This window comes from Thalassomonas sp. RHCl1 (assembly GCF_947387555.1).
In the GTDB taxonomy this organism is placed as follows: domain Bacteria; phylum Pseudomonadota; class Gammaproteobacteria; order Enterobacterales; family Alteromonadaceae; genus Thalassomonas.
Window position 1 is genome coordinate 845,688 of sequence record NZ_CANDNZ010000002.1, and the last position, 19,504, is coordinate 865,191.

Here is a 19,504-nt window from a genome sequence, read left to right on the forward strand (position 1 = left end):
CCCTGTTTATTGCGGACTATTCATCACATGCCTTACCGGGAAAAAGCCGCTCAAGATTTTAAGCGGCTTTTAACGGTCAAGTCAGGATCTGGCCTTTTTAAAAGCCCTTTCATGGACAATGCGGTATAACACCGGCAACACCAGTAAAGTTAACAGGGTCGATGAGATAATACCGCCAATCACCACAGTGGCAAGCGGCCGCTGTACTTCGGCGCCGGTACCGATATTAAGCGCCATGGGCACAAAACCCAGACCGGCCACCAGAGCCGTCATCAGTACCGGACGCAGCCTGATCATGGCGCCATCGACTATGGCTGAGATCAACTCGCTTCGCTCTTTGCAAAGATCACGAATAAAGGCCAGCATAACTAAACCGTTTAACACCGCCACCCCGGACAAGGCGATAAAACCGACCCCGGCCGATATCGATAGCGGCATATCCCTGAGCCACAGGGAAATGACGCCACCGGTAAGGGCAAAAGGAATACCGGTAAAAATAATCAAAGCATCCTTGATTGAGCCAAAAGCCATCACCAGCAGTCCCAGTATCAAGGCCAGGGTCAGCGGCACCAGAATCGACAGGCGATCGCTGGCAGATTGCAGCTGTTCAAAAGTACCGCCATAGGCTAACCAGTAACCGGCAGGGAGCTTGACCTCCTGCTGAATACGGCTTTTTGCCTCGGCAACAAAAGAGCCGAGATCTCGTCCCCTGACATTGGCGGTTACCACGATGCGCCTTTTACCGTTTTCACGGCTGATCTGATTCGGCGCAGGCGCTATCGCTATCTCGGCCACTTCCGATAAGGGGACATAGCGAGCGGTACTGGCCGCCAAAGGATTAGCTCCCGGCAATGGCACCGGCAAGTCTTTAAGGCGCAGGACATCCCGGCGCAGCACTTCAGGCAATCTCACCACCAAGTTAAAGCGGCGATCCCCCTCAAAAATAACTCCCGAGGCTTCACCGCCGATGGCCGTAGCAATCAGATCCTGCAACTGGGAGACATTCAGGCCATAGCGGGCAAGTTGTGACCGTTTAGGCACTATCGACAACATAGGTAAACCCGTGACTTGTTCCACCTGGATATCGTTGGCACCGTCAATTTTTTCAATCACTTCCCTGATGGCATTGGCGGAGGTTAACAGTTGCTCAAGATCATCACCGATCACTTTAATACCGAGATCTGCCCTGACTCCGGAAATCAGCTCATTAAAACGCATTTCAATCGGCTGGGTTAACTCAAAGTTATTGCCCGGCTGGCCTTCAACCGCTTCAACAATTTCTGCCGCCAGTGCCTGATAGCTCATCTCAGGATCCGGCCACTCCTGACGGGGCTTTAACATAATAAAAGTATCGGCGATATTCGGCGGCATAGGATCGTTGGCCACTTCCGGGGTGCCGATTTTTGAGAAAACATTCTTCACCTGCGGGAAATGTTTAATGCCGTCTTCCAGCGCCTTTTGCATCTCTACCGCCTGCTCCAAGCCGGTGCCCGGGATACGGATTGCCTGCAGCAGTATATCCTCTTCATTAAGCTTAGGAATAAATTCAGAGCCCAAGGTCGTTGCCAGGTAAATGGAAAAGGCGACAAAAGCGACAGCAGCTGTTACTACCAGATAACGCAGCTTCATCGCCGCCATCAGCAGCGGCTGATACAGTGACTTGGCAGCAAGGATCACCCGGCTTTCTTTTTCGCTGATTTTCCCGGTCATAAACAAGGCGACGGCGGCGGGCACCAGGGTTAACGAAAGCACCAGTGCCGATAACAGGGCCATTACCACGGTAGCCGCCATAGGGTGGAACATTTTTCCTTCAACCCCGGTCAGGCTAAAGAGCGGGATATAAACCAAGGTGATAATGATCACGCCAAATAAACTCGGCCTGATCACTTCATTGGTTGCGGTATAAACCACATGTAAACGTTCTTTTCGTCCCAGCTTGCCGCCCATTTGCTGCGCCTGGGCCAGTCTCCTGGTGGCATTTTCCACTATGATCACCGCGCCGTCGACGATCAAACCAAAATCCAGCGCGCCTAAACTCATCAGGTTGGCGGATATGCCTACCCGTACCATACCTGTGATGGTGGCAAGCATAGCCAAAGGGATCACCGCCGCCGTGATCAGCGCAGCCCGGACATTGCCCAGCAGCAAAAATAGGACCGCGATAACCAGCAAGGCCCCTTCAAGCAGGTTCTTTTGCACCGTATAGACCGCCTTATCCACTAAATCGGTTCTGTCGTAAACCGCTTGCACTTTAATGCCCTCGGGCAAAGAAGCTTTCACTTGTTCCAGCTTAGCCGCCACGGCTAAAGACACTGCTCTTGAGTTTTCACCGGTTAACATCATGGCACTGCCCAAAACAGTTTCCCGGCCATCCCGGGTGGCAGCGCCGGTGCGCAGGGCTTTACCTATCGCCACCTCTGCGACATCGCTGATTTTCACCGGAATTTGCTTGATATTTTTAACCACCACCTGCTCTATGTCTGAGATAGTTTTCAGCTGCCCGGGAGAGCGTACCGTGAGTTGCTGACCGTTGCCTTCAATATAACCGGCGCCGCGATTGCTGTTATTGCTTTTCAGCGCCCTGGTGATATCTTCAAAAGAAATGCCAAAAGCGAGCATTTTTCTCGGCGATGGCGTGATGTGATATTCTTTGTCAAAGCCCCCTATGGTATTGATTTCCGTGACCCCGGGCACCAGCGCTAACTGGGGTTTTATAATCCAGTCCTGGATTTCCCTTAAAGCCGTGGCATCATAGGGACGGCCGTCTGCCTGAACAGCCTCATCACCAGCTTCTATGGTGTACATAAAAATCTCCCCCAAGCCGGTAGAAACCGGCCCCATCTGCGGGGCTAAATCAGCGGGCAATTTGCCTTTGATGGCATTTAACCGTTCATTGATCAAGCTGCGGGCAAAATAGAGATCTGTGCCTTCTTCAAAGACAACCGTTACCTGAGACAAGCCGTAACGGGACAAAGAGCGGGTATAAGCCAGGTTGGCTATGCCGGTTAAGGCGGTTTCCACCGGGTAAGTGATGCGCTGCTCGGTTTCCAGCGGCGAATAACCCGGCGCCCGGGTATTAATTTGTACCTGAACATTGGTGACATCCGGCACGGCATCTATCGGCAGCTTTTGATAACTCCAATAGCCAAGGGCGGTTAGCATCAAGGCCAGGGAAATCATAAGCCAGCGCCTTGCAATCGACAGGCGCAAAAGTGATTCGATCATTTTTCTGTTTCCTCGCCCTAGTGGTGGTGTCCGGCGCTGGATTTTTCCAGATCCGCCTTCAGCAGATAGCTGTTTTCAACAACATAGTGCTCGCCAACACTCAGCCCCGAAAGCACCCGGGTAGAGATGCCGTCACTTTGTCCCAATTGCACAGCGCGGGTTTGAAAGCCTTGCTCTGTGCTGACGAACACCACCTGCTGCCCCTCAACTTCCTGCAGAGCACGGTTAGCCACCACAAGCGGTACTTCGATTTGACGCAACACGATTGAGCCTGAGAGCAACACACCCGGTGACCAATTCCCCTTGCTGTTATCCAGAGGCACTCTGGCAATCAAAAAGTCCTGGTTTGACCGGCCGGGTAGCAGGTGTTTTATGCTAGACTGAGCTTGCTCAAACCCGGACGAAACCGTAACGGCTTGCCCTGATGTAACCGTTTGTGCCTGCCCGGGAAAAATTTGGTATTCAACCCACAAGCTGCTGTAATCCGCCAGGGTCAACAGTACTTGACCGTCGGCCAACTCCCCCGGATTAGCGTTACGCGTTACCACATTTCCTGAAATCGGTGCGGTTAACGGATAACGGGTCAGGCTGGAGTTAGACTCTACTTGCGCCAACACGTCACCCGCTTCAACCCTGTCGCCGACATTAACGTTAAGCTCAGTGATGACGCCAGAAAAACGTGCCTTTATGTGGCTGATCCGGCTTGGCTCAGTAACAGATTTTCCATATACGGTGACGGTTTGTTTTATTACGCCGCTACCGGCAGGCATGGTCTTGATACCTGCCTTTTGTGCAAGCAAAGGGGTGATTTCAATAAGCCCTTCCTGCCCGCCGTGCTCATCACCATGCTCGTCTTTATGGCCATTACCATGTCCATCACCGTGTTCGTCGGCATCTTCGTGTGGCGCTGAGTGCTCATGATCACTACCGGAGAAAGCTGCTCCATAACTCTTTTGAGGAAAAGCCATCACCAGAGTCCCTAAAAATAAGGAGATTAATGAAAAGGAGGAAAAAGGCTTCATTGTGTTAATCCTTGAAATTTATTTTTTACACTATGTCCGGATAGCTCCGGGCTTACAGCGGCAGACAGCGGCTCAGCAATAAGTTGCTCTATATCCGCACCATAGGATAGAGCGGCAATACCGGCTTCAATCAACGACCTGCGGGCAAACAGTAATTCTTGTCTTGCCGTAATATAATCCAGATAACTGTAGCGTCCGCTTTGATAGGCAACTTGTGTTTCATCAAGTGCCTGTTTTAACGTGGGTATGATGGTATTTTGCAAACTCTTGGCGGTAAAAATCGCCTGTTTTCTGCTTGAGTAGGCCAGAAAGAGTTGACTGTGCAGCTTGAGCACCGCGGTTTCTTTTCGGGCAAGCACCTGTTCACGCTCTGCCCGGGCCGACACCAGCGTGCCATGATTGCGCTCAGGGGCAAATAACGGCAGGCTAAAACCTGCAATGAGTGCGGTATCATTAAGTTCCTGGTTTTGTTTTACCCCCACCGACCATGTGATATCGGCCTTTGCCTGCGTGCGGGCCAAACGTATTTCGGCTTCTTTTAAGCGCTCTTCACCGGCCAATAGCAAAATCGCCGGATTTTTTTTCACTTTGGCGAATAAACGGCTGAATTCGATATCGTCGGAAAAGTTGAAAAGCTGCCCCTGTACCCGGGAAAATGAAGGCTGGGTTTCCTGCCACATCATGGCTAAGGTCAGTTTGGCCTGCTCCAATTGTTGCTGCTCGCCCGAGACGGTCAAAGTTGCATTGCCGACAGCCGCCCTCGCCCGTTTAACTTCTGCCCCGGGGGCAGCACCGGCGTTAAAGCGCTTTTCAACTTCCTGCAGCGCCTCTTGTGCCAGCGCTCTGGCTTCTTTAGCCAAAAACACTCGCTCCTGTGCACCAAGCACAACTATATACCTGCGGGTAACCTCCCCCAGCAAGTTTAACGAAGCAAGCTTTCGCTCGGCTTCATTAACCAGGCTGCGGTTATTGACGATTCCGAGGCGTGCAGAGCGCTTGTCCCCCATTTCCAGCACCGAAGATAAGGAAACCGTAAGAGCGGCAGCGGTAATACCGCTTAAATCCCCGGTTCCGGCAAAGTTTTCCAGCTCAACCCCCAGTTCATAACCCGGCGTTAAGGCCTGCGTTTGTTGTTGACCCTCCAGAGCGCTTTTCCGGTAATTAAACACTTTTAAGGACGGGTGTTCTTTAAGTGCGCGTTTAATGGCCGAGGCCAGAGTTAAGCGGGTTTCTTTAACCTCATCCTGGGACAAGTCCTGTGACCTGTTTTCGGCGTTTGACCAAGCGCTGAACAGCAATAGACTAACAGCCACTAAGCATTTTGCTGCCGGGCGTAGCAAGTCTGCGCCTTTAACAGGCACATAAAAACTATAAAACATCTGTGTTTTATCCTGCGTAATCCAATGAAAATAGTGGTTTTTTTAAATAAACCACCCGGTATTAAATAACTCATTCAAAAGAGAGTTAATAAATTTACAGGATCAAATTTTCGGGGGCCGCAACAACAAATAATAGGGACTATCAAACCGTGCCGGTTCAAAAGCAGAGATAAAAGGTTCAATACTATCAAATTGCGGAAACAATGACGCCAGTGCAAAAGTCACATTTGAACAACAAGGACAAGATTGGCAACTGCATTCAGCACAATCTTCATGGACAGCTTCCTGCTCTGATATATCCAGCTGCTCGGCTTTCACCTGACTGTGATTCTCACCAAAATCACAAAAGTCTGTCGCAGCAAAAGCCGATTGCAGGCTAAGAACAGCCACCAGCAAATAACCCCATATAAAAGGCATTAATTTCACCAATGGCTGAAAAAGGCAGGCTAAGCGACTCATGTGCTGTAAAAAATAAGGGATAAAACCCGTTAATATTTGAATTCATCAACTAATCCCTGCATCATAAACCTTCCAGTTACAGTAAGGTCAAGACTTTTGAAAATCAGCCAGCTCGCTAAATTAGCCCAGGTTCCCAGTAAAACCATTCGTTATTATGAAGATATCGCCCTGTTGCCGGCTCCCTGCCGCAATGCCAACGGCTACCGTGAATATCAACAAGCAGACGTTGAACGTTTGATCTTTATCAGGCGTTGCCGCGAGCTGAAAATTCCCCTCGAAGATATTAATACCCTGATACAGGTGCAATCGGATAAAACTTCCTCCTGCCACGGGGTGGACTCGCTGATTGAGCAACAACTGGAAAAAGTCCGGCGCACCATCTCAGAGCTTACCCAGCTTGAACAGACCCTGCATGCCTTATCGACATCCTGTCCCAATGATATTGTCGGCGAATGCCAGATTTTAAAAAACCTGCATCAGGATAATTAGACATTATATTTTCTCAAGGGAACAACTTATCCTGCTCTTCCCTTGTGAAAAATTTCGCTAACGGCTTAGCCGTATAACCTTAGCTCTGCCATTAAATTATCATTTATGATATTTTATATTTATCATAAAGAGATCAGTAAATTAGAGTATCACTTGATAAAACTTACCCATATTAATTTCAGCCGGATAACTCCCTCTTGTAACGGAGTGCATGCCATTAACACTTTAGCGGTATTTAGCTTATGACGGCCCCTTTGAATAACATCAAAGTTATTGACTTAAGCCGCATCTTAGCAGGCCCTTGGGCATCACAAATGCTGGCAGATATGGGGGCACAGGTGATCAAGGTTGAGCGCCCGGGCAAAGGTGATGATACCCGTTTATGGGGCCCACCGTTTATCTCTCCTGCCGCCAAGCAAACTGCCGTAAATAAAAGGTCGACAGGATCAGCAGCAGAAAGTGCCGCTTACTTTCATTGCGCCAACCGCAATAAACAATCGATGGCCGTCGATATCACCACAGCACAGGGGCAGCAGCTCATTAAAGAGCTGATCCTGCAGGCGGATGTGGTGATCGAAAACTATAAAGTCGGCGGTTTAAAACAATACGGGCTGGATTATGCCAGCCTCAAAACACTTAATCCCAAGCTTGTTTATTGCTCCATCACAGGTTTTGGCCAAAACGGCCCCAGCGCCCATAAAGCCGGTTATGATGCCATGATCCAGGGGGAAGGCGGCCTGATGAGCCTGACCGGTGAGCCGGACGGTGTGCCGATGAAGGTAGGGGTTGCCCTGGTGGATATCGCCACCGGCTTATATAGCTGCAATGCCATTTTAGCAGCCCTGCTCGCCAGGTATTCAAGCAACAAAGGATACGGGCAATACATAGATATTTCCCTGCTCGATGTCCAGCTGGCCATTTTAGCCAACCAGGGCATGAATTATCTTGCCACCGGTGAGAATCCGCAAAGGCTGGGCAATGGTCATCCCAATATCGTGCCCTACCAGACATTTGCCACCCAGGACGGCAACCTGATCCTGGCAATAGGCAATGATCAGCAATTTGAGAAATTCTGCCGCCTTGCCGGTTGCGCCGAGCTGGCAGAGTCGGGCCGCTTTAGCACCAATGCTGCCCGGGTTTTAAACCGTAAGCAGCTTATTCCTATCATAGCGCAAAAACTTGCCAGGCACACCACAAGCTGGTGGGTGAATGAACTGGAACAAATCGCGGTGCCCTGCGGCGCAGTCAATACCCTGGAACAGGTAGTCAATCATCCGCAGATCAAACACAGAAAAATGATCAAACAGGTGCCGGATGAAAACGGTGATTTGATCAAAACCGTCGCTTCACCGATAAACTTATCTCAAACACCGTTGCAATATAAAAGCGCATCGCCGAATTTGGGCCAGCATACCCGGCAATTGTTGACTCAAGAGTTGGGTTATAGCCAAAGCCAAATAGATCGGCTGTTTGAGGCCGGTATTATCTCCTGATGAATACTGAATATCACGCCGGGCTTAATACCACCCGGCTTATATTTTTAACTTAAGCGGCTAATAAAGCCTGTCATTTGCCTCAGCACCACAGCTTGTGCTTCCAGATGCGGCGTATGCTGGCAATCTTGAATAATTTTGCCCTCTGCCGGCCCGGACGATTGCTGCACTATGGCATCCACCTGGGCAATTGAACCGTATTGATCTTCTTCTCCCTGCAGTGCCAGCAAGGGCACGGTAATTTCAGGCAGTAAAGCTTCGATATTCCAGTGTTTAAACCAGCTGGTCAGCCAGGTATCGGACCAGGCCTTAAAAATATTTTCGGTCTTATCGCCGTGATATTTAGCCAAACCTTTAAGTTTGCCCGCCTGCCAGGCAAGATCCGCGGCTTCTATCCCGGCAATCGTTTCCGGCTCGACAAACACATGGGCCGCTTCGGTGATGATACCTTTGAGTAAAGGCGCTTGCCTGTCTTTATGATGAGCCCCGTAGATAAGACTGATACTGCCGCCATCGGAATGGCCGATTAAGATAAAGGCTTTCCCCGGGATCACCGCTTCCAACACCCAGGGCAATTCTTGCCGGGCATAATCATGCATATAATCGATAGTACGTGTTTGTGTTAACGGCGATGACTGACCGTAGCCCAAACGATCATATACCAGGCCGGGACATCCCGTGGCCTGACAAAGCAGCTCGGGAAATCCCTTCCACATCGCCTGGCATCCCAGACCTTCATGTAAAAACACCAGATATGGCTTGTTATCATCTGCAGCCGCAGGAATTAACTGATAACGGATAAAGTCGCCGTTGGCGAAAGGAACAAACTGATGATTTGCCAGAGCACTTGCTGAATCAGGATACGACAAAACTTTTCCTTACTTTACTTAAAAGAATATTTTTATTTAAAAACATGGGGTGATAAACAATTAACTAGTCAGTATTAATTGACCAAGCGTTGAGGATCTGTGCCAGTTGACCGCTATCACGCATTTCGATCAACGCCTGATTAAAACGGGCAAACTCATCGGCAGATACCGAGGCCTTACTGAGCATAAAGTGAATATCACTCTGATAGACAACCATAGGGTGTACTTCAAACTCCTCTTCCATAGCATACCTTTTGCCAAAAGCCTTCATGGTATTGGGATCCACCAGAAAGCCATCAATTTGCCCTTTTACCAGCATCAGCACATTGCCTTCGATATCAACGGCTTCTCTGAAGTGGGCACTAAACTTAGGGTCTTGCATGAGTCCGGCAAAAACTTCACCGTAATAATAACCTCCCTCAATCCCTATCATATAATCACTCAAGGTAATATCCGTCAGAGAATTAAGGGTAAACTTTGCTGATTGCTCCTTTTTCAGGAACAAGCGGATCACTTCAAGGCGGTATGGCACTGAGAAATAAGCATCTTGTGCCCGCTCATCGTTATAGGAGACCCCCATGGCAATATCCATTTCGCCGCTTTTAACAAATTGCAGCAGACGCCGCCAGGGGATCTCACTATAACGGATATTAAACCCGGCGCGTGCTGCCGCAGCATTTAAAATATCAAAATCAGCACCAAGGAGTTGCTGGGCTTTATTACGATACTGGTAGGGATACCAGATTTCCCAGCCTGCCGATATGGTCCGGGCCTGGCTATAGAGAGGGAGAAAAATTAAGGCAACCAATAACAGCGATTTTATCATGACAATAAACATTCTTGTGTCGGCTGCCCTAAGGTTATTATAGCGGATGAACCTTTAACGCCAATGCCGGATCCAGACGGACATTAAACCAGTTAATGCGCCAGTCCAGATGGGGGCCGGTTGCCCGGCCGCTTTTACCGACCGCCGCCACCACCTGGCCCTGTTTAACCTCATCCCCGGCTTTGACATAGGCATCGCTTAAATGCAAAAAGGTCGAGGTGATACCCTGGCCGTGATCTATGATCATAGTACCGCCGGAATAAAACATGTCCGGCACATATAACAGCACTTTACCCGATGCCGGGGCTTTAACCGGATCGCCGACATCTCCGGCATAATCCAGGCCAAAATGCGGCCGTTTAGGCTCACCGTTAAAAACCCGCTGACTGCCGTACACACCGGTAATCGTTCCCTTTATCGGCGGGATAAAGCCGCCGGCAAAGCTGGTGAGACTGCTGGCGGTTTTCCTTGCCTGGGCAATTTGCGCATTGTCTTTTTTCGACCGGGCAACCGCTTTGGGGTTGGGCTGCATGATGCTTTTCTTGATACCTTCAATGCGCTGAATATTATATTCACGTTTAGCGGGCGTCAGGTATTGCTCCCGGATAGAACCGTTTGGTGAAATCACCTGTAAGCGATATTTTTTACTGTCGTCCCGGCCAAAGCCAAACACAAATTCCCCTTCAGGCGAGAGTTGCAGCTGTTGATCATCAAGTTTGACGGTATTAGCCGCCGAGGTTTTCCCGACAACCAGGCCCCCTTGCGAAATTTCACCAAAAAGCTCCAGGCGGGTTTGGCTTTGGGCTGTGCTGTGACCTTTATGGTCTTCACCATGGGCACTAACAGTTACAGGCGCTGCGGTAAAGAACAGACCCAAACAAACAACAGAAAGCAGTTTTCTAGACATCGGCTATCGCTCCCTTGGCTACTCCTTCAAAAGCAACCACTTTAAAGTTATCTTGTGGCGAGGTTTTTTTCAGCTGACGGGCAATATAATCCGCCAACAATTCCACGGTGGAATCACAGTCAACCACTTCAAGGATGCTGGAAGGCACGGCAATATCAAAACGTCCCTGGGGCGCATGGTAGGCGAAATATTGGTGACCGGACACCCTTTCATCTTGAGCAGAGGCTTCTTTGTCCAGCGCTGCTTTTGCCTGGGCCGATAGCTGGATCTGTTCAAAACTGCTTCTGTCTTCTTCACTGGCCAAATAAATATCCTGCCAGCGCTGACACCAGTTTTTCTCTAACGAGATAGAGCGCATGTCATTTTTATAAAGCTGGATTTTAGATCTGTGGCCATGGGCAATACGCTGACAGTTGCCGTCATGTTTTTTCAAACCATGGGTGTAGTGGTAATAAAATCCGTCAATTTTTTCCGGACGCAGGTTCAGGGTCAATCCCTGGATATTGCCGGGTAATTGCTGCTTGATAATGGTTTGCAAATGGGCGGTCACCGCTTCAATTGTCACCGCCTCGCTGTCAATTTTGGCAAAGGCACATTTAGGCGACTGCAGGTAATAACTGCCCACCTCCGAGTCAAAATCCACGTATTCATGCTGGTCATTATCAATAGAATCAGTAACGCGTAACCTTGATTCTTTGTTAGGTAACAACAACTTATGATCTACCGCGTCATCGATGATGGCTTTGATCTGTTTTTTGACAATGGCAAAGTCCAGCACCATGCTTTGCTCATTTAAGTCGCCATCGAGCAAGACATCCACTATCCAGCTTTCACCCACTATGCCCCTTTGCTTACACAAATAGGAAAAGTCGATCACCGTTAAGTCATTTACAAATAATTGCATCTTTACTCCCTTAACCTTTCACTTGCCAGGTGATGGTATCGTCTGCGCGGATCGGGATAACCTTGTCTTCGCCAAAAGGTAAACTGGTCGGCACCTGCCAGCTTTTCTTCTCTAAAGTGATTTTATCACCATTGACCGGTAAGCCATAAAAACGCGGACCGTTAAGGCTGGCAAAGGCTTCAAGTTTATCCAGGGCATCCGCTTCTTCAAACGCTTCGGCATAAAGTTCAATCGCGGCATGGGCGGTATAGGCGCCGGCGCAGCCACAAGCGGCTTCTTTCGCCTGCTGGGTATGCGGGGCCGAATCTGTACCCAGGAAGAATTTCTCACTGCCGCTGGTCGCCGCTTCTATCAAGGCCTGCTGATGGATATTACGTTTCAGGATAGGCAAGCAGAAATAATGGGGACGTATGCCGCCAACCAGCATATGGTTGCGGTTGAACAATAAATGGTGGGCGGTAATGGTAGCGGCAACATTGCTGCCGGCTTCATTGACAAATTCCACGGCATTTTTGGTGGTGATATGCTCAAGCACTACTTTTAAATTGGGGTACTGGGCTACCAGAGGTCTTAAGGTTCTTTCAATAAAGACCCCTTCACGGTCAAAAATATCAATATCATGGTCGGTCACTTCACCGTGAATAAGCAGCAGCATACCCAACTGCTCCATGGCGGCAAATACCGGTCCCAGCTTACTGATATCGGTAACACCGGAAGAAGAGTTGGTGGTGGCACCGGCCGGGTAAAGTTTAGCGGCTACCACCAGCCCCTGCGCTTTGGCGTCGATAATATCTTGTGGTGTGGTTTCATCGGTAAGATATAACACCATCAAAGGGGTAAAATGAGCTTGTGGGTTTTGCGCCATGATCCGATCGTAATAGGCTTTGGCTGAGCTGGCATCGGTGACCGGGGGGACCAGGTTTGGCATAACAATCGCCCGGCCAAAATAACGACTGATATCGGCTACCGTATTGGTTAAAACCGCGCCGTCGCGCAAATGTACATGCCAGTCATCGGGACGGGTAATGGTTAATGTTGTCATGGATCTTACCTATTTATTTAATGCTGTTTAATGCGGCCGTAGCGGAAAACAACCTTTGCTACGGCAAAAATGAACCATATGCCCAGGCATATGGACTAATTCTCTAACTAAAAGAACAAAATCTTTATTCGCTAACTGCTGTGCAATTAGCGATTTTATCATAATCCGGCGGGATTATTCGCTTTCTTCTTGTGCGCCCTGCTCGGTTTTTAATAAATTAAGCAGCTGATCTTTTAAATTAGGCGGCACTTTATGTATGGTTAACGTTTCCTGCACCGGATTATAAACCACATCCCGGCCAAAGTGACCCCGGTCGAAACTGACACTGATGCCGTTACCGTAACCGGAATATTTGGTGACCTTGTTGATCACCGCCTGGTCATGGGGAAAAGACTCTTCGATCGGATAGGACTGCTCCTGGCAAAACTGATAAAAGTCCTGCTCTTTTTCTTCGCTGCCCATCACCTGGGACACTTCTTTTAAGGAAACATCCTGTCCGGTTTCTTTTTGCTCTTTACAGTAACTGAGCAGCTCTTTACGGGTTTGCTGCTTTTCATCCGGATCAAGCTGGTTAACGTTGACATAATCTTCCACCGCCTGCACTAAGGTCTGGCTTTGCTCTTTAGCATCGACGCCTTCTTCACAACCGAGGAAGTCTAAGAAGAAATCCGAAACCTTACGCCCGGCGCGTCCCTTGATGAAGGAGATATAGCGGTTGCCCTGGGGGTTTTGCTGGTAGTCGAATAAATCAATGCGCGCCGCCAGCTGCAATTTTTCCGTGTCTAAGTGCTGATCGGCGGAGATATTAAGCTCGCCGTCAACGCTGTAATGCTCGGATACCGGAATCACCGCCGCCAGCAGATAACGGCCGCCCATATGTTCGTAATGGCAAATTACCAAATAGCCGGTTTCCGCCAGATCATATTTACCCAATTCGTTTTTCAGCATATTGGCGCCCTGCACGCTGAAATTATAAAAATTTTGCACCTCAGAAAGATAACTTTCCATAATATCGACAAAACTGGCGCTGTCACCGGCGCCGGAGTTGGTGGCAAAATTACCGTAGGCTTTACTGCCCTTGGCGTTATAAATGCTATGCAGCGCATCAACAAAGTTCTGGATCTTCTGGCCGATTTCTATGGATTCTGGGCCAAATTGCAGTAAAACTTCGCCAGTTTCTTCTTTTTTCGATAAAAAATGCAGGGCGATATTGGAAATTATTAAGCTCATAGGTAAAGGTCAGTATTATATTGTTCAGGCATTTGATAAACTACGCGCCAGTTTATCATCAGCAATTAAGTGTAAAAGATGCCCATTGTATCCAAGTATTCCAATGAACGTGTAGAAAAAATTATCCAAGATTTATTAAATGTTTTAGTTGACGAGGGCGCAACCCCCGATTTAGCTTTAATGTGCCTTGGAAATACCATCACAGAAATTTTAAATAATCAGGTTCCTGAGCAGCAAAGAGAAGCAATAGTAAACAATTTTACCAGTGCTTTGAAAAAGTCTGTACAAAAATCACATTAAAAACCACTATTTAGCTAATAGTATTTTCCATTTACCAGAGAATAATCATCATCCATGCTGTCATTTGACCGAAAAACCTACAGCAAGCGATTATTGCAATTAATCAGCTGGAGCCACTGGTTCACGTTTTTTAATATTGCCATTACCATCGCCCTGTCTTCGTTTTATTTGTTTAGCGAGTCGAGTCCGGAATCCCTGCTGGGTCAGATCTATTTAGTAACCACCTGGCTCAGCCATATGGCGTTCCTGACCTTTATCAGTTTTGTGCTGATCGTGTTTCCGTTAACCCTGTTGTTTCCGTATACCCGGTTTATCCGCACCAGCGCTTCACTGATCTTTACCCTGGGATTACTGCTGCTCATTCTCGATGCCTTTATCTATACCCGTTTGGGCTATCATTTAAATGCCTCGTCGAGCGATCAGATCCTGGCGTTGATTAGCAATCAAATACAAGATGATCCCAGGTCTTTCTGGTTTATCTCGATAGTGTTATGCCTGGTTATTCTCGCCGCTGAACTTGTGATCAGCAATTATGCCTGGAAGCATTTAAAGCAATTACAAAAAACCGTGTTCGCCCGCCCTATCGTTTTAGGTTTAGTCGCATCGTTCTTTTTCAGCCATATCACCCATATCTGGGCGGATACCGAACTCAATTATGATATTTTGCGCCAGGATACGGTACTGCCGCTTTCCTACCCGACCACCGCAAAAACCCTGCTGACCAAATACGGTATGTTTGACCAGCAGGACTATGTTGCCCGAAAGACCAGTCCGTTATCTTTTTCTTCGGCAGTGCCTCAATATCCGGCGCTCACCGGACAATGTACTAATCAAGAAGCCCCGACGCGTTCAGCCTTTATTATCTTAACCCGGGATATGTTATCGGATAAACAAAGCCGGCAATTTGCCCAACGGGCTTCATCACCGGCGATTAAATTGCAGCATCATATAGATAACGCCGCAGGCGATGATGCCTGGTTTAATTTATTGTACAGCTTGCCGAGCATTTACCAGCAGGAAATCATCAAGCAAGGCCAGGAGCCGGTCTTATTCCAAAAGCTTAAGCAATTAAACCTGGCGAGCAGTTTTACCCGTATCGGCGATGATAAATCAGAGCAAAGAGATGCCTTGTGGCTGGAAAAGCTGTTTAACGAACACAAAAAGTTAAACGATATCTCCAGTTTGATTTTTGCCAAAAAGCTCAATAATTTACAGCCGGGACTGCACCTGATTTATTTTTCGGACCAGGATCAGTACCAGTTTGAACTCTTTATGGATGCCCTGCTGCTGGCACAACGCCAAAAACAGCAACAGGATATCATCTGGGTCAGTTCAATCGGCAATACCGGCAAGGATAGCGGACTGTCGATAAAACCAGCGCTCTTGCTTTGGCCAGACGCTAAAGCCAGCAATATCAGCAGCCTTACCAGCCAGATGGACCTGCAGCCGACCTTATTTAAAAACTGGCTGGGATGCGACATGGATACTGGCCTATACAGTAACGGCAGCGATCTTTTGACCCTGAAGAAAAACCGGGTGATTGCCAATACCACAGACGACGGTATTATGGTGTTTAACAAGGATAAATCTGTTTTTATCGACCAGAACGGTAATTTCCAAAGTTATTCAAGGCAATTGCAGGCACCGATCACGGTAAGCTCCGACTTCCCGCTGATGATAGACGGTGTGCATTTTATAAAACAATTTAGCCAATTAAATAAGCAAACACAGTGATTTAGGGCAATAAATCAGCAAACAGTTAATAATTAAGTTTTTTTCATTGCATTCATTTAATAAATCATTATTATACGTCTCGCAAACAAGGAAACACATTAACTGTTTGCCAGTCGGGGTGTAGCGCAGCTTGGTAGCGCGTGCGTCTGGGGGACGTGAGGTCGCAAGTTCGAATCTTGCCACTCCGACCATATTTTTTCTGTCTTAAGCGACAGATAAAAAAAGCTTAACTGATACTATCGGTTAAGCTTTTTTTTTGGCTTTTTTCTACTGACCACTGCCCTCGGGCACCAGCATCGGCAAGTCCATGCAGCCATAATCAATACCCAGTTGACTCAAAATGCAAGTTAACTGTCCCCTGTGATGACTCTGATGATTAAACAGGTGCTGGCAGACATCGGCGACACATTTATTAATCAGCTCCCCTTCAGTGCTGGTATAAGACATTAACCGGGCGCACTCATCGTCAGTCAGGCATGTAAAAAACTCAACAATGACTTGATCCACCTGCTCTCTTAAAGCACGAATATCCGTTAACTCCTGATGATAAATATCTTGCGGCGACACCGGCTCAGGAAAAACATCAAAATCAGTAACGGTAAAACCGGCCAGATTATTAGCTGCCAGACGTTTTAATAAAATCAAATCGCCAAATAAAAGATGGTTCCAGTAGCTGATCACATTCGGGAAGAAAGAATGGCTTTCTTTGGTTAATGCCTGTGTACTTAACTGTTCGCAGCAACTAAGCAGTTGCCTGTTTATCCTGATATTATAACGTGACAACATCCGGAAATTTTTAACTAAACTCAAGGGGAAACTCCTTTTCATTTGATTGAATATCAATGACTATTTTTTTTGGGCTAACAATTTTTGCCAGCTTTGCTCAGATATTTTTTGCGGTAGTGTCAGGTGAAAATGTTGCTGTAACATCTCACGGTACAGCCCAGGCTCGGTGCATTCAGACTCCCGGCGCACATTATCAAGGGTTTCAATAAAACGGCCGTTGGACATTGTCTTGCGCCCGCCCGGCGTGGCTACAGAGCAGAGCGACTTTTGGGTGAAGCTCGATTGGGGCGAACTCTGGTGATATAGGCACATGTCATCAAAAGCACTTATTTCAAATGCTTGCAGTGAAAAAAGATATTGCGCCTGCCAGGTTTGCGATGGCTTTTGCTGCATCAGCACCAGGCCGTCCTCGGTCTTGACCACTTTATAATTGACCTGCCGCTGGCATACGGCCTCCGGATTCAGGCAGGTAAATGAAACTGAATCGGGCTTCTTGGCCGCGTACACCTCATCTCCCCGCATCAGGCATAACGGCTGTATAAAAGAGTCGCCAAAACCCACATCAGCAATATATAAGGCATTATCAAGGCGAACCGAGAGCAGCATATGATCAAATGCCGGTCCGTACCCCTTTTCACCATGCACACGTGCGGCATGCAGATGAACGTCAAAACCTAATGTCGATAGCAGGCAGGCAAAAAGTGAATTAACTTCATAGCAAAAACCACCGCGCTTCCCGAGAATGACTTTAGCAAACAATGGTTCAAGCGACAGTTCAATACGGTGTCCCAAAGCAATATCAAGGTTTTCAAACGGTACATTTTCCATGTGCGCCTGATGCAAGCTTTTTAATGTCGTGATATCGGTCAGACACTGCTCCTGATAATTTAAACGTTCAAGGTAGAGCTGAACTTCCCTGGCGGTTAAAGCCTTTTTGACCAAGACATTTTTTAACATCTTATTTGTCCTTGATAAATTCCCACCGTTATTGTCAGCACCCGGTTAACCGGGATAAACCTTTTGGCGGCTCAAAACAGGCAAAAATATTAACAGCTGAAAATTGAAAATAAAAGCGAAGGACAAAGAGAATTATTCTTTGGATCACTTCCGTCCGCCAAGGATCTTTTGCTGATCCAAGCCGTTCTTATTCAAGGTTAACGGCCCTTTCCAATATAAACGATCCTCCAACACAGCCTCTGATAACTCCATAGAAATCGGCCTCAACTTAACAACAAGCCTGAGAAGAGTTTTAAAAAACAACGAAAGGATCTCAAAAAGATCCTCTTAAGTTATATGCGATCCCAAGTAAGTGAATAAGTGCATACCAACCAAACCGACATCCTCCTAAAGGGTTATCAGAGTTATTAGCAGGCTCGACGGTGGAGTTATTGGAGTTACAAATAATTTTCACCAGGGAGTTATTAGGGTTATGACCGCTCTTGTATTTAGAGTTATAAGAGTTACAATGAAATTTGTTCACTTTTAGGCCAATGTTCAATTTCATTAAGGGAAGTGTGTATGAAATATCCGGTGAAGTTTGAAAAAGAATTAACCGCCGATCACTACCAGATCACGGTACCCGATTTGCCCGGTTGCCAGGCAAAAGCCAGAACCATAGATGAAGGATTAACGAAAATAGATCAGGCAGTCGCCAGTCATATGAGTATATTGGCAGAATACGGTGAAGCGATCCCAAATGCTCGTTCGGTAGATTACTACGTTAATCAGGCAGGTCAGTTTGCCCAAAGCAATCACGCTATTTGGGCCATCATAGAAATCGACATCTCCCCTTACCTGGGCAAAAGCCATAAAATTAATGTCACCCTGCCGGAGTTATTGATCAAGAAAATCGATCACCAGGTGGCCCAATCGCCCGCTTACAAGACACGATCGGGATTTATTGCCACCGCATGCCTGAGTGAATTACAAAAATAATAAAACAACGGGTGAGTTTAGCGACAATATTTTGTTAAAATCTTTTTATTTATCGTAACGGCAAAACATCACCTCCCGGGACTTTTGCCAAAAGATCTTTTATTTACACTTTTTATTAAAGTAAAGCCAAGGACAACAGCCAAAACATGACAAATGCCCATTTATTACTGCTGAGCAGTTCACGTGCAAAACAAACCGATTATCTGAGCCATGCCAAAGAGATGATCAAAGAACATCTTGGTGATATAAAAGAATTATTGTTTATCCCTTATGCCGGTATCACCATCAATTACGATGAATATACCGAGATGGTGCAAACCGCCCTCGCCGATCTGGATATTAAAGTAACCGGCATACATAGCCATGACAATGCTGCGGATGCTGTACGATCAGCACAAGCAATCGCTGTTGGCGGCGGCAATACCTTTCATTTATTACACCAGTTATATCAGCATGAGTTGCTGGCGGTGATCCGCGAGAAAGTAAACTCAGGTATGCCTTATATCGGTTGGAGCGCCGGTTCTAATGTCGCCGGATTAAGCATACGCACCACCAATGATATGCCGATCATTGAACCGCCAAGTTTTAATGCCCTTAACCTGGTTAACTTCCAGTTAAACCCGCATTTTACCGATTATAATCCTCCGGGCCATAACGGTGAGACCCGCTCACAGCGCCTGGCAGAATTTATGGTGGTAGACAAAGAAACCCCGATTGTTGCCATCGTTGAAGGTACCGCGCTTAAATTCAGCCAAGGCAAACTCAGCCTGATCGGTCCCGAGCCGGGCTTTATTTTCCAGGGAGGAGAAAAGTCGGATATAACCCCGGACACAGACTTAACCCATCTGCTTGGTTAAATGCCTATATCACTTTAAGTGAGAAAAATAAGGCGCTGTCACCAGGA

The 19,504-nt window shown here is 47.5% G+C and carries 18 protein-coding genes and 1 tRNA gene; 7 read left to right on the forward strand and 12 right to left on the reverse strand.

Going from position 1 to position 19,504, the window contains the following annotated elements:
* Positions 1–81 precede the first annotated feature (81 nt).
* From QL234_RS09685 to QL234_RS09700, 4 genes are all read right to left on the reverse strand, one after another.
* Complete coding sequence (locus QL234_RS09685; RefSeq protein WP_281557614.1) at positions 82–3,225, reverse strand: CusA/CzcA family heavy metal efflux RND transporter; 3,144 nt, start codon at positions 3,223–3,225, stop codon at positions 82–84.
* Between the two features lie 17 nt (positions 3,226–3,242).
* The gene (locus QL234_RS09690) at positions 3,243–4,247 is read right to left on the reverse strand and encodes an HlyD family efflux transporter periplasmic adaptor subunit (RefSeq protein ID WP_281557615.1); all 1,005 of its coding nucleotides are present in this window, start codon (positions 4,245–4,247) and stop codon (positions 3,243–3,245) included.
* Entirely contained in the window at positions 4,244–5,626 is a 1,383-nt protein-coding gene (locus tag QL234_RS09695; RefSeq protein ID WP_281557616.1) for a TolC family protein, read from the reverse strand. The genes QL234_RS09690 and QL234_RS09695 overlap by 4 nt, the downstream gene beginning before the upstream one ends.
* Positions 5,627–5,728: 102 nt before the next feature.
* Positions 5,729–6,043 (reverse strand): hypothetical protein, encoded by a 315-nt coding sequence (locus QL234_RS09700; RefSeq protein WP_281557617.1) that lies wholly within the window; start codon positions 6,041–6,043, stop codon positions 5,729–5,731.
* Between the two features lie 138 nt (positions 6,044–6,181).
* Between QL234_RS09700 and QL234_RS09705 the strand changes: the two genes are divergently transcribed.
* Together QL234_RS09705 and QL234_RS09710 are read left to right on the forward strand one after the other, a co-directional pair.
* Positions 6,182–6,574 (forward strand): Cd(II)/Pb(II)-responsive transcriptional regulator, encoded by a 393-nt coding sequence (locus QL234_RS09705; RefSeq protein ID WP_281557618.1) that lies wholly within the window; start codon positions 6,182–6,184, stop codon positions 6,572–6,574.
* A gap of 242 nt (positions 6,575–6,816) precedes the next feature.
* Positions 6,817–8,067, forward strand: a complete 1,251-nt coding sequence (locus tag QL234_RS09710; protein ID WP_281557619.1) for a CaiB/BaiF CoA-transferase family protein — start codon at positions 6,817–6,819, stop codon at positions 8,065–8,067.
* Between the two features lie 47 nt (positions 8,068–8,114).
* On the opposite strand, the gene QL234_RS09715 is transcribed toward QL234_RS09710, so the two are convergent.
* The 6 genes from QL234_RS09715 to yejK form a co-directional block, all read right to left on the reverse strand.
* On the reverse strand, positions 8,115–8,936 hold the full coding sequence (locus tag QL234_RS09715; protein ID WP_281557620.1) for an alpha/beta hydrolase: 822 nt from the start codon (positions 8,934–8,936) through the stop codon (positions 8,115–8,117).
* 64 nt (positions 8,937–9,000) lie between these two features.
* Entirely contained in the window at positions 9,001–9,762 is a 762-nt protein-coding gene (locus tag QL234_RS09720; protein WP_281557621.1) for a transporter substrate-binding domain-containing protein, read from the reverse strand.
* 37 nt (positions 9,763–9,799) lie between these two features.
* Positions 9,800–10,669: a M23 family metallopeptidase gene (locus QL234_RS09725; RefSeq protein ID WP_281557622.1), complete on the reverse strand. Its 870-nt coding sequence runs from the start codon at positions 10,667–10,669 to the stop codon at positions 9,800–9,802.
* Positions 10,662–11,573, reverse strand: coding sequence for a 6-carboxytetrahydropterin synthase (locus QL234_RS09730; protein ID WP_281557623.1), 912 nt, complete (start codon positions 11,571–11,573; stop codon positions 10,662–10,664). The genes QL234_RS09725 and QL234_RS09730 overlap by 8 nt, the downstream gene beginning before the upstream one ends.
* A 10-nt stretch (positions 11,574–11,583) precedes the next feature.
* Positions 11,584–12,615: a dihydroorotase gene (gene pyrC, locus QL234_RS09735; protein ID WP_281557624.1), complete on the reverse strand. Its 1,032-nt coding sequence runs from the start codon at positions 12,613–12,615 to the stop codon at positions 11,584–11,586.
* Between the two features lie 174 nt (positions 12,616–12,789).
* Positions 12,790–13,845, reverse strand: coding sequence for a nucleoid-associated protein YejK (gene yejK, locus QL234_RS09740; RefSeq protein ID WP_281557625.1), 1,056 nt, complete (start codon positions 13,843–13,845; stop codon positions 12,790–12,792).
* Between the two features lie 78 nt (positions 13,846–13,923).
* Between yejK and QL234_RS09745 the strand changes: the two genes are divergently transcribed.
* The 3 genes from QL234_RS09745 to QL234_RS09755 all read left to right on the forward strand — a co-directional run bounded on the left by QL234_RS09745 (position 13,924) and on the right by QL234_RS09755 (position 16,070).
* On the forward strand, positions 13,924–14,145 hold the full coding sequence (locus QL234_RS09745) for a DUF1414 domain-containing protein (RefSeq protein ID WP_044832772.1): 222 nt from the start codon (positions 13,924–13,926) through the stop codon (positions 14,143–14,145).
* A 54-nt stretch (positions 14,146–14,199) separates the two neighbouring features.
* Positions 14,200–15,879 (forward strand): DUF3413 domain-containing protein, encoded by a 1,680-nt coding sequence (locus QL234_RS09750; RefSeq protein WP_281557626.1) that lies wholly within the window; start codon positions 14,200–14,202, stop codon positions 15,877–15,879.
* 114 nt (positions 15,880–15,993) lie between these two features.
* Positions 15,994–16,070: transfer RNA gene (locus tag QL234_RS09755), tRNA-Pro, on the forward strand.
* Between the two features lie 76 nt (positions 16,071–16,146).
* Here QL234_RS09755 and QL234_RS09760 read toward each other — a convergent pair.
* Positions 16,147–16,689, reverse strand: a complete 543-nt coding sequence (locus QL234_RS09760; RefSeq protein WP_281557627.1) for a DinB family protein — start codon at positions 16,687–16,689, stop codon at positions 16,147–16,149.
* A 36-nt stretch (positions 16,690–16,725) separates the two neighbouring features.
* The gene (locus QL234_RS09765; protein ID WP_281557628.1) at positions 16,726–17,622 is read right to left on the reverse strand and encodes an arylamine N-acetyltransferase; all 897 of its coding nucleotides are present in this window, start codon (positions 17,620–17,622) and stop codon (positions 16,726–16,728) included.
* A gap of 561 nt (positions 17,623–18,183) precedes the next feature.
* Between QL234_RS09765 and QL234_RS09770 the strand changes: the two genes are divergently transcribed.
* Positions 18,184–18,600, forward strand: a complete 417-nt coding sequence (locus QL234_RS09770; protein ID WP_281557629.1) for a type II toxin-antitoxin system HicB family antitoxin — start codon at positions 18,184–18,186, stop codon at positions 18,598–18,600.
* Between the two features lie 146 nt (positions 18,601–18,746).
* On the forward strand, positions 18,747–19,457 hold the full coding sequence (gene pepE, locus QL234_RS09775; RefSeq protein WP_281557630.1) for a dipeptidase PepE: 711 nt from the start codon (positions 18,747–18,749) through the stop codon (positions 19,455–19,457).
* Positions 19,458–19,504: the final 47 nt, after the last annotated feature.